Here is a 10,880-nt window from a genome sequence, read left to right as displayed (position 1 = left end):
GGGTGTCGCTGGGTGGGCCGGCCCGCCCGACGTCCCCGGCCCGGCCGGTCGACTCCGCCACTGGCGGAAACGGGGCGTCCCGCCCCGACGGCCCGGCGCGACCGGGTGGCGCGTCGGGTTCCCCGAGTGCGGGTGCGGTCGGCGGTTCGGGCGTCTCGGGTGCGGGTGGGGTCGGCGGCGCGGACGCCTCAGGTGCGGGTCCGGCGGGCTCCGGCGGCGCGCCGATGTCTTCCGGCGGCGGCCCGGGCGGCCACGACACCGGTCCCGGTGACCGGTTGGCCGGTGCAAACGGCGTCGCCGATGACGGGGAGTGGCCAGAGCCGGCGCGCCCTGGTGGCGGGGACGACTGGCCGGAGGCGGCTCGTCCCGGTGGTGCGGCGGTGGCGGCCGACCAGCCGGAGCCGGCGCGTCCGGGTGCTGCCCCGGCGACGGCGGTGCCGACCGTACCGAAGCCGGCGGCGACGGCCGTGCCGAAGCCGGTGGCACCGACGGCGGCGCAGCAGCCGTCCGGTGGCCCGGTGAGCAGCGCGATCGCGGCGGCCCGGGCGGCCGCCGCCGCGGCGGGCGCAAACAAGGGTCAGCGGCCCGCGCAGGCGGCGCGGCGGACCGCCGAGGCGGACTGGGCCGGTGAGCCGCCGTACGACCCGGACTACGACGGGCCGCTGCGCGGCGGTGGCCGTGCCGAGCCGGCGGCCCCGGCGTACGAGGGGTTCGACCCGGGTGACGAGCCGCTGGACGAGGTGATCGACGAGCGGACCGCCCGGCAGTCGAGCGAGGAGCAGGCGGTGGCGCTGCTCCGGGAGGCGTTCGGCGCCGAGCGAATCGACGAGGTCGACGCGCGCTGAGGGGCGTGCCGGCCGACGAGGACGGGTGCCGCCGTCCGGCTAGGCTGGGCGCGGCCGAGCAGACGAGTGCGAGAAGGAGCCATCCGTGCGCCCAGGTGGACAGCCGAACATGCAGCAGATGCTGAAGCAGGCGCAGAAGATGCAGCAGCAGATCGCCCAGGCCCAGGCCGAGCTGGCTGAGGCGGAGCTGACCGGCACCGCCGGCGGTGGCCTGGTCACCGCGACCGTCTCCGGCGCCGGTGAGATCAAGGCCATTCGGATCGATCCGAAGGCCGTCGACCCGGAGGACGTCGAGACCCTGGAGGATCTGGTGCTCGCCGCCTTGCACAACGCCGCCGAGGCGGCCCGGGAAATGACCGAGCAGAAGATGGGCCCGGTCGCGGGCGGCATGGGCGGCCTCGGCCTGCCCGGGTTCTGAGCCGCCAGATGTACGAAGGCGCCATCCAGGATCTGATCGACGAACTGGGCCGCTTGCCGGGTGTCGGCCCGAAGAGCGCCCAACGGATCGCGTTCCACGTCCTGTCGGCGGATCCGGCCGACGTGAACCGGCTGGCCGGCGCGCTGCGCAAGGTCAAGGACCTGGTCCGGTTCTGCACCACCTGTTACAACGTCGCCGAGTCCGAGCAGTGCCGGATCTGCCGGGATTCGCGCCGCACCGACGAGGTGCTCTGCGTGGTCGAGGAGCCGAAGGACGTGGTGGCCATCGAGCGGACCGGTGAGTTCCGTGGCCGCTACCACGTGCTCGGCGGGGCGATCAATCCACTGGAGGGGATCGGGCCGGACAACCTGCGGGTCCGTGAGCTGATGACCCGGCTCGGCGGCGGGGCGATCCGGGAGTTGATCCTGGCCACCGACCCGAACACCGAGGGGGAGGCGACCGCGACGTACCTGGCCCTGATGGTCAAGCCGATGGGGATCGCGGTGACCCGGCTCGCCAGTGGCCTGCCGGTCGGCGGCGACCTGGAGTACGCCGACGAGATCACCCTCGGCCGTGCCTTCGAGGGGCGGCGCGCGGTGTGAGTGACCCGCCGCAGTGTCCCGGGTGGAGCCTCGTCACGCGATCTAACACCTGGAGGCCGCAGCGGAGCCGGCGACGTAACAGTTTGGCATCGCACTTTCGGATCAACTGTCAATAGGGGCCATAACCTTTGATTCTTTGGCTCCTTCGTGCCTGGGACACGATCCGATACCAACCCGCCAGCCGCCGGTTTCCGCAGCGTCCACGCGGAGGCTATGGTCACCGCCATCGGTGACCACGTCACCACACTGACGTACCCCCAAGGACGAGGTGAAGCACCATGCGTGCACCCAGGCCGAAGGCCGCGATCGCGGCCGTCGCGGTCGCGGCCCTCGCGGTAGCAGGCTGCGCCGAGAGCAACCGTGACGACAGCAGCGGTAGCAAGAAGGACACCCTCGTGTTCGGCGTAGCCGGAGACCCGAAGGTGCTCGACCCGAGCTTCGCCAGCGACGGTGAGTCGCTGCGCGTGGCACGCCAGGTCTTCGAGACGCTGGTCCGTCCGGAGGAGGGCGGCACCAAGGTCACCCCCGGCCTGGCCGAATCCTGGACCCCGGACGCCGCCGGCACCACGTGGACCTTCAAGCTCCGCTCCGGCGTGAAGTTCCACGACGGCGCCGACTTCAACGCCGAGGCTGTCTGCGTCAACTTCAACCGCTGGTACAACGCCAAGGGCCTCATGCAGAGCCCGGACGTGACCGCGTACTGGCAGGACGTCATGGGCGGCTTCGCGGAGAACGAGAGCGCCGACCTGCCGCCGAGCCTCTTCAAGTCCTGCACGGCCAAGGACGCCACCACAGTGGACCTGTCCTTCACCCGGGTCTCCAGCAAGATCCCGGCCGCGCTGATGCTGCCGTCGTTCTCCATCCACAGCCCGAAGGCGCTGGCGCAGTACGACGCCAGCAACGTGGGCGGCACCGCCGAGGACATCAAGTACCCGTCCTACGCGACGCAGCACCCGACCGGCACCGGCCCGTTCAAGTTCAAGTCCTGGGACGTCGCCAACAAGACGCTCACCATTGAGCGCAACGACGACTACCACGGCGACAAGGCCAAGCTGAAGACCATCATCTTCAAGACCATCTCGGACGAGAACGCACGCAAGCAGGCGCTGCGCTCCGGCGACATCCAGGGGTACGACCTGGTCGGCCCGGCCGACGTCGAGCCGCTGAAGAGCGAGGGCTTCAACGTCCTCACCCGCCCGGCGTTCAACGTGCTCTACCTGGCGATCAATCAGAAGGGCAACCCGAAGCTGGCCGACCTGAAGGTCCGGCAGGCCATCGCGCACGCCCTGAACCGGCAGGCGCTGGTCGACTCGAAGCTGCCCCCGGGCGCCAAGGTCGCGGTGAACTTCATGCCGGACACCGTCGAGGGCTGGAACGGCGACGTCACCAAGTACGACTACAACCCGGAGAAGGCCAAGCAGTTGCTGGCCGAGGCCGGCGCGTCGAACCTGACCCTGCGGTTCCACTACCCGACCGAGGTCACCCGCCCGTACATGCCGAACCCGAAGGATCTCTTCGAGCTGCTGTCGGCGGACCTCAAGGCGGTCGGCATCACGGTTCAGGCGATCCCGCTGAAGTGGAGCCCGGACTACCTCAACGCCACCACCTCCGGCAGCAAGCACGACCTGCACTTCCTCGGCTGGACCGGTGACTACGGCGACGCCTACAACTTCATCGGCACCTTCTTCGACCGGCCGAAGGACGAGTGGGGCTACACCAACCAGGCGCTCTTCGACCAGTTCAAGGACGCGGACACCACCGCCGACCCGGCGGCCCGGGTGGAGAAGTACAAGGCCCTCAACAAGGCCGTCATGGACTTCCTGCCCGGTGTGCCGATCTCGCACTCGCCGCCGGCGATCGTGTTCGGCAAGGACGTGACCGGCATCAAGGCCAGCCCGCTCACGGACGAGCGGTACGCCACCGCCGAGTTCAAGTAGTCCTGACCTGAGGCAAGGAACGCGGGCGGGCGTCGTGCACACGACGCCCGCCCGTACCCCTCCCCATCCCCCTTCGAGGCCGCCGTGTTCCGGTTCATCGTCAGACGCCTGCTCCAGCTGATCCCGACGCTGTTCGGGCTCTCCCTCCTGCTGTTCATCTGGCTCCGTCGGCTGCCCGGCGGCCCGGAGACCGCGATTCTCGGTGAACGCGGCACCCCCGAGATGCGTGCCGCGATCCGCCGCAACATGGGCCTCGACGAGCCGATCCTGGTGCAGTACGCGCGGTTCGTGCGGCGGCTGATCCGCCTGGACCTGGGCACCTCGACCGCCACCAAGCGCCCGGTGGTGACCGAGTTCGTGGAACGCTTCCCCGGCACCGTCGAGCTGACGTTCATGGCCCTGGTGCTCGCGATCGGCGTCGGCATCCCGCTGGGCTACCTTGCCGCCCGGCGTCGGGGTCGGCTGCTGGACCACCTCTCGGTCGGCGGTTCGCTGATCGGCATCTGCATCCCGGTCTTCTTCCTGGCGTACGTCTTCAAGGCGATCTTCTCGGAGAACCTCGGCTGGTTCCCCTCCTCGGGCCGGCAGGACCCCACCATCGACGCCACCCGGATCACCAACTTCTTCGTCCTCGACGGCCTGCTGACCCGGGAGTGGGACGCCGCGGCCGACGCGCTGTGGCATCTGGTGCTCCCCGGTCTCACGCTGGCCAGCATCCCGCTCGCCATCATCGTGCGGATCACCCGGGCGAGCGTGCTGGAGGTGCTCAACGAGGACTTCGTCCGCACGGCCGAGGCGAAGGGCCTGACCGAGTCCACGGTCCGCCGCCGGCACGTGCTGCGCAATGCCATGCTTCCGGTGGTCACCTCGATCGGCCTGCTCACCGGCGGTCTGCTCTCCGGCGCGGTGCTCACCGAGACGGTCTTCGGCTTCACCGGCATCGGGGCCTTCGTCGCGGACGCCATCAGCCAGCGGGACTATCCGGTGCTGATGGGCTTCATCCTGATCATCGCGGTGGTGTACGTGTTGGTGAACCTCCTGGTCGACCTCTCCTACAGCCTGATCGACCCGAGGGTGAGGGTCTGATGACGATCGCGCCCGGCAAGAAGAAGCAGAAGATCGACCGGCTCGCCGAGCTGGCCGCCCGGGACGACGAGCGCGGGGTGAGCCTCTGGCAGGAGGCGTTCCGCCGGCTGCGCCGCAATCCGGCGGCGATCATCGGCACGGCCATCCTGGCGGTCTTCGTGATCGTGGCGGTCGTCGGACCCTTCCTCGTGCCCTACAGCCCGAGCGACACCATCGGCATCCGGGAGGGGCTGATCCGGCCCGGTGTCATCCCCGGCGCCGACGGCGACCACTGGCTCGGCTACGACCACCAGGGCCGGGACGAGTTCAGCCGGCTGATCGTCGGGGCCCGGCAGACCCTGCTGGTCGGTGTGGTCTCCACGCTGATCGGCCTGGCCGTCGGCGCGCTGATCGGTGGGGTGGCGGGCGCCGCCGCTGGTCTGGGCGGCCGGTGGGGTCGCCGGCTGGACAGCATCCTGATGCGGTTCATCGACATGATGCTGGCCATGCCGAGCCTGCTGCTGGCGGTGAGCATCGCCGCCCTGCTCGGGGCGAGCCTGACCACCGTGATGATCGCCGTCGGCGTGGTCTCCGTGCCGGTCTTCGCGCGGCTGCTGCGCGGCTCGATGATCTCCCAGGCCAACAGCGACTACGTGCTGGCGGCCACCTCGCTGGGCGTGCGGAAGCCGAAGATCGCGTTGACCCACGTGGTGCCGAACTCGCTCGCCCCGGTGATCGTGCAGGCCACCCTCACCCTGGCGACCGCGATCATCGAGGCCGCCGCGCTCTCCTTCCTCGGCCTCGGCAACCCGGACTCCTCAGTTCCGGAGTGGGGCGTGATGCTCGCCGAGGCGCAGCAGTACCTCGACATCCGGCCGGGGCTCGCGGTGTACCCGGCGCTCGCCATCATCGTCACGGCGCTCGGGTTCACCCTGCTCGGTGAGGCGATGCGCGAGGCTCTCGACCCGAAGCTCCGGAAGTAGGCCGACATGTGTGAAGCGCGAGGAGTGAGCTTGCGAGCCCCGCAGTCGCGAACGAGGGGTTTGCGGTGTGAAGCGCGAGGAGTGAGCTTGCGAGCCCCGCAGTCGCGAACGAGGGGTTTGCGGTGTGAAGCGCGAGGAGTGAGCTTGCGAGCCCCGCAGTCGCGAACGGAGGGCCGGTAATGGCACTGCTCGAAGTGGACGACCTCTGCGTCACCTTCTCCCGCCGTGGCCAGCGGCCGGTACGCGCCGTCGACGGGGTGTCGTTCTCGGTCGACGCGGGCGAGGTGGTGGGTCTGGTCGGTGAGTCCGGCTGCGGCAAGAGCGTCACGTCGCTGGCCGTCATGGGCCTGCTACCCAGGCAACCCGGCGTGCGGGTCGACGGCAAGGCGGTCTTCGACGGCACGGACCTGCTCCAGCTCGACGACCGGTCCCGCCGGGACATCCGTGGCCGGGACGTCGCGATGATCTTCCAAGATCCGCTCTCCTCATTGAACCCGGTGATCCCGATCGGATTGCAGGTCACCGAGGTGCTCACCCGGCACCGGGGGATGAGGGGCGCGGCGGCCGGGGAGGAGGCGGCGCGGCTGCTGGACCGGGTCGGCATCCCCGACCCGAAGCGGCGCCTGAAGGAATACCCGCACCAGCTCTCCGGCGGTATGCGGCAACGTGCCCTGATCGCCATGGCGGTGGCCTGCAAGCCCCGGCTGCTGATCGCCGACGAGCCGACCACCGCGCTGGACGTCACCATCCAGGCGCAGATTTTGGAGCTGCTCAAGGAGCTGGTCCGGGACTCCGGCACCGCCCTCGTCATGATCACCCACGACCTGGGTGTGGTGGCCGGCCTGTGCGACACCGTCAACGTGCTCTACGCCGGCCGGGTGGTGGAGACGGCCCGCCGCCGTCCGCTGTTCCGGCAGCCACGGCACCCGTACACTGTGGGGTTGCTCGGTTCGGTGCCGCGCCTGGACGCGGGCCGTGGAGAGCGGCTCAACCCGATCCCCGGCTCGGTACGCGACGTCCTGCCCTGGCCGGACGGCTGCGCCTTCGCCCCGCGCTGCTCCCGGCGGATCGACGAGTGCGTCGGGGAGCCACCGGATTTGGTTCTCACCCACGACGGCCGCAGTTACCGGTGTGTCAACCCGGCGCCGCTGCCCGGCGTGACACCTGGGGCGGACATCCGGGCCACGGCGCCGACCGAGGTCGAGCCGGGATCGGTGCCGGCGCAGGCCGTGCCGGACGACCCGCCGACGGTGCCGGGCCTCGGCCCGGCCCCGCGCGAGGAGGAGAAGCCGTGACCGACAACGACATCCTCGTCGAGGTCCGCGACCTGAAGGTGCACTTCCCGATCACCCGGGGGGTGATCTTCGACCGCACGGTCGGCCACGTGAAGGCGGTCGACGGCGTCGACCTGCGGATCCCGCGCGGCAAGACGTACGGCCTGGTGGGCGAGTCGGGCTGCGGCAAGTCGACGCTCGGCAGGGCGCTGCTCCAGCTCACCCCGCCCACCGGCGGCGAGGTCGTCTTCGACGGGGTCGAGCTGACGACGCTGCCCGCCGGCAGGCTGCGCACCATGCGCCGGCGAATGCAGATGATCTTCCAGGACCCGATGTCGAGTCTCGACCCCCGGCAGAACGTCGAATCGATCCTCACCGAGGGGCTGCAGACCCACGGCATCGGCACCGACCGGGACGACCGGCGGCGAATCATCGGCGAGACCCTGGACGCGGTGGGGCTGCCCCGCTGGGCACTCTCCCGCTACCCGCACGAGTTCTCCGGCGGGCAGCGGCAGCGCATCGGCATCGCCCGGGCGCTGGTGCTCGGCCCGGAGCTGATTGTCGCCGACGAACCGGTCTCCGCGCTCGACGTGTCGATCCAGGCGCAGGTGGTGAACCTCCTCGACGAGCTTCAGGACAGCCTCGGCCTCACCTACCTGGTGATCGCGCACGACCTCGCCGTGGTCCGGCACATCTCCGACGTGGTCGGCGTGATGTACCTTGGCGCGCTGGTCGAGGAGGCACCCGGCGACCGGCTGTACAGCGAGCCGCTGCACCCGTACACCCGGGCGTTGATGTCGGCGGTGCCGGTGCCCGACCCCGACGTGGAGGACCGGCGGGAGCGCATTCTGCTCGCCGGTGATCTGCCCTCCCCGGCGAACCCGCCGCCGGGTTGCCGGTTCCACACCCGCTGCCCGTGGGCGCAGCCCACCCGCTGCGCCGACGAGCGCCCGGCGCTGCGGGAGATCGGCGCCAGCCGGGTCGCCTGTCACTGGGCGGAGCAGATCGCCAGCGGTGAGCTGCGCCCGCACGCGGTCCGCGCAGAGGTGGTCCGCCCCGAGGGTGAGGGGGAGACCCCGGGCGTGGTCTCCGCGCCCACCGAACCCGGCTCGTACGTCTGACCGGCGCCGCCCGGGGCGGTCCCGTCCGGCCGGTGTCAGCCTTCCGGCCGGTTGAGCAGGCCGAGCGCGATGGTGTGCACCGCGTCCAGCCCGGCGGGATCGGCCAGCCGCGCGGTGCCGCCGGTCACCGCGTACCACTCGTCGGCGTCCCTGTACTGCACCGAGAGGTGCGCCTGGCCGTCGGCGTAAGTCGTCCTCAGGGTCAACTCGCCGGTGATCACGCCGACCTCGTCGGTCATCACCCCGCCCGGGCCGGCGACGAGGTCCGCGATCAGTTCCCGGGGCGCCGCTTCGGTGGCAGCAGAGCGCTCTGCTGCCACGGAGGCGTCGGCGCTCATCCCGGCGCCGGGCACGGCGGCGGAGCCGGCCGGCCGGCCGTCGGCGGCCATCCCGGCAGTGGTGGGCCCGAGTGGTGTGTCCCCGGCTCCGGTCACGGCTTGTTCGCCCACGTGCACCCCTCCAACATGTCGCTGAGCGCGTCCTTCTCGGCGCTGGTGACCGTCAGCCGCCACTGGTGTTTCACCGCCACCCAGTCTGCGGCGTACGTGCACCAGTACGACCGGTTCGGCGGTTTCCACTGCGACGGATCCTGGTCACCCTTTGCCCGGTTGGAGCTGGCGGAAACCGCGATGAGCTGCGGTCGGGTCAGGTCGTTGGCGAAGTCCCCGCGTTTGGCGTCGTCCCACTCGGCGGCCCCGGAGCGCCACGCGTTCGCCAACGGCACCATGTGGTCGATGTCCACCCCGGAGGGCTCGGTGAAGGCCCGCCCGTCGTAGGCGCTCTCCCAGCGACCCGCCACCACGTTGCATCCGGAGAGGCGGATGTCCTTGCCGTCGCGTTGCAGGACGGTGTCCCGGACGTCGCAGTTCTTTCCGGTCTTCCGCCAGTGCGGGAAGCGTGCCCGGCTGTACCCGCGCATCGAGCCGGCGCTCGCGACGGTCAGCTCCGTCAACTGCTCGCCGACGTCACCGGCGCCGCTGGGCGGCGCCGCCGGCTCGTCGATGGTGACCTCACACCCGCCGACGGCGAGGGCGAGCAGCGCGGCGAGCGTCACCGCCACTGTTGCGCGGGCTCCTGATCTGGTACGCACAGACGACACCTCTCCAGCTTGCGGGCTCCCGGCGATCCCGCACAGTACCCGGGCACGGTTTCGGCGTTTCGGGGGTTCTCCCACTCGACCTCGGGAAGATTGGTACCCATGACTGCACCCGCCCACGCGCTCCGGTTCTCCAGCGGGGCCGGCCGGGGCGCTCTGCTGGCGGCGGTCCTCGCCTCCGGAATGGTCTTTCTCGACAGCACCGTGGTCAACGTGGCGCTGCCCCGGCTGGGCGCGGAACTGGACGCGACCGTCGCGGGTCTGCAGTGGACGGTCAACGGCTACGCGCTGACCCTCGCCGCTTTCGTGCTGCTCGGCGGGGCGCTCGGCGACCGGTTCGGCCGACGGCGGGTCTTCCTGGTCGGCGTCGCCTGGTTCGGCGTCGCCTCCGTCGCGTGCGGGCTGGCCCAGGACACCGGCGCCCTGGTCGCCGCCCGCTTCTTCCAGGGGGCCGGCGGCGCACTGCTCACTCCCGGCTCGCTCGCCGTGCTTCAGGCCAGCTTCCACCCCGACGACCGGGGCCGGGCCATCGGCGCGTGGTCCGGGCTCTCCGGTGTGTCCGCCGCGCTCGGGCCGTTCCTCGGCGGCTGGTTGATCGACACGCTCTCCTGGCGGTGGATCTTCTTCATCAACGTGCCGGTCGCGGTGGGCGTGGTGCTCGCCGCGCTGCGCTGGGTGCCGGAGAGCCGCGACTCCGACGCCTCGCGTACCGGCGGGAAACGGTTCGATGTGGCGGGGGCGCTGCTCGGTGCGCTGGGGCTGGCGGGTGTCACGTACGCCCTGGTCGACGCGCCGGCGCGCGGCCTGGCCTCGGCGCCGGTGCTGGTCGCCGCGCTGGTAGGGCTGCTCGCGGCGGTGGGCTTCGCCCTGCTGGAACGGCGCCGGGGCGACGCCGCGATGCTGCCCGTCGGGCTCTTCACCGGTCGGATCTTCCCGGTGCTCAACGTCTTCACCGTGGCGGTGTACGCGGCGCTCGGCGGGTTCACCTTCTTCCTCGCCGTCCACCTGCAGAACGCGGTCGGCTGGTCGGCGCTGAAGACCGGGCTGGCCACCGTACCGATGACCGTGCTGCTGTTGCTCGGTTCGGCCCGTGCCGGCGCGCTCTCGGCGAAGATCGGGCCCCGGGTGCCGTTGACCGCCGGCCCGGTGGTCGCCGCGGTCGGCCTGCTGCTGCTGCGCCCGGTCGAGGCGGGCGCGTCGTACTGGGTGGACGTGCTGCCCGGGGTCACTCTCTTCGGGCTCGGGCTGACCCTGGTGGTGGCGCCGCTGACCGCATCGGTGCTGGCTGCCGTCCCCGACCGGTTCGCGGGGGTGGCGAGCGGCTTCAACAACGCCGCGTCCCGGGCGGGCGGCCTGCTCGCGGTGGCCGCGCTGCCGCTGCTGGTCGGCCTCTCCGGCACCGGGTACGCCCAGCGAGCCGAGTTGACCGCCGCGTACCGGGAGGCGCTGGGCTGGTGCGCCGGGCTGCTGCTGGCCGGCGCGGCGACGGCCGCCCTGCTGGTCCGTCGCCCGCCCGGGGAAGGAGTCGCGTCCCAGACC

Annotated in this window: 10 protein-coding genes and 1 pseudogene; 9 read left to right on the top strand and 2 right to left on the bottom strand. The window is 71.4% G+C overall.

What is annotated here, in order from left to right:
- From E1193_RS33410 to E1193_RS25270, 8 genes and pseudogenes are all read left to right on the top strand, one after another.
- Nucleotides 1–845 (top strand): annotated as a pseudogene (locus tag E1193_RS33410) (DNA polymerase III subunit gamma and tau); the annotation flags it as partial.
- Nucleotides 846–954: 109 nt separating this feature from the next.
- The gene (locus E1193_RS25300) at nucleotides 955–1,263 is read left to right on the top strand and encodes a YbaB/EbfC family nucleoid-associated protein (protein WP_243707885.1); all 309 of its coding nucleotides are present in this window, start codon (nucleotides 955–957) and stop codon (nucleotides 1,261–1,263) included.
- A gap of 8 nt (nucleotides 1,264–1,271) precedes the next feature.
- Nucleotides 1,272–1,865, top strand: coding sequence for a recombination mediator RecR (gene recR / locus E1193_RS25295; RefSeq protein WP_132185687.1), 594 nt, complete (start codon nucleotides 1,272–1,274; stop codon nucleotides 1,863–1,865).
- 278 nt (nucleotides 1,866–2,143) lie between these two features.
- On the top strand, nucleotides 2,144–3,802 hold the full coding sequence (locus E1193_RS25290) for an ABC transporter substrate-binding protein (protein ID WP_132185686.1): 1,659 nt from the start codon (nucleotides 2,144–2,146) through the stop codon (nucleotides 3,800–3,802).
- An 84-nt stretch (nucleotides 3,803–3,886) separates the two neighbouring features.
- Nucleotides 3,887–4,888: an ABC transporter permease gene (locus tag E1193_RS25285; protein ID WP_132185685.1), complete on the top strand. Its 1,002-nt coding sequence runs from the start codon at nucleotides 3,887–3,889 to the stop codon at nucleotides 4,886–4,888.
- Entirely contained in the window at nucleotides 4,888–5,850 is a 963-nt protein-coding gene (locus E1193_RS25280; RefSeq protein WP_132185684.1) for an ABC transporter permease, read from the top strand. The genes E1193_RS25285 and E1193_RS25280 overlap by 1 nt, the downstream gene beginning before the upstream one ends.
- A 179-nt stretch (nucleotides 5,851–6,029) precedes the next feature.
- Nucleotides 6,030–7,145, top strand: coding sequence for an ABC transporter ATP-binding protein (locus tag E1193_RS25275; protein ID WP_132185683.1), 1,116 nt, complete (start codon nucleotides 6,030–6,032; stop codon nucleotides 7,143–7,145).
- Nucleotides 7,142–8,245 (top strand): oligopeptide/dipeptide ABC transporter ATP-binding protein, encoded by a 1,104-nt coding sequence (locus E1193_RS25270; RefSeq protein WP_132185682.1) that lies wholly within the window; start codon nucleotides 7,142–7,144, stop codon nucleotides 8,243–8,245. The genes E1193_RS25275 and E1193_RS25270 overlap by 4 nt, the downstream gene beginning before the upstream one ends.
- 35 nt (nucleotides 8,246–8,280) lie before the next feature.
- Here E1193_RS25270 and E1193_RS25265 read toward each other — a convergent pair whose 3' ends face one another.
- Both E1193_RS25265 and E1193_RS25260 read right to left on the bottom strand, forming a co-directional pair.
- A complete protein-coding gene (locus tag E1193_RS25265; RefSeq protein ID WP_243707884.1) occupies nucleotides 8,281–8,634 on the bottom strand; it encodes a hypothetical protein in 354 nt (117 codons plus the stop codon).
- A gap of 41 nt (nucleotides 8,635–8,675) precedes the next feature.
- Nucleotides 8,676–9,335, bottom strand: a complete 660-nt coding sequence (locus E1193_RS25260) for an HNH endonuclease family protein (protein WP_132185680.1) — start codon at nucleotides 9,333–9,335, stop codon at nucleotides 8,676–8,678.
- A 108-nt stretch (nucleotides 9,336–9,443) separates the two neighbouring features.
- On the opposite strand from E1193_RS25260, the gene E1193_RS25255 reads away from it, so the two are divergent.
- The coding region (locus tag E1193_RS25255; RefSeq protein WP_132185679.1) for an MFS transporter at nucleotides 9,444–10,880 on the top strand (1,437 nt) is incomplete at its 3' end.

Source organism: Micromonospora sp. KC606, assembly GCF_004348675.1.
GTDB lineage: Bacteria > Actinomycetota > Actinomycetes > Mycobacteriales > Micromonosporaceae > Micromonospora.
This window is presented reverse-complemented; position numbering and strand designations above follow the sequence as displayed.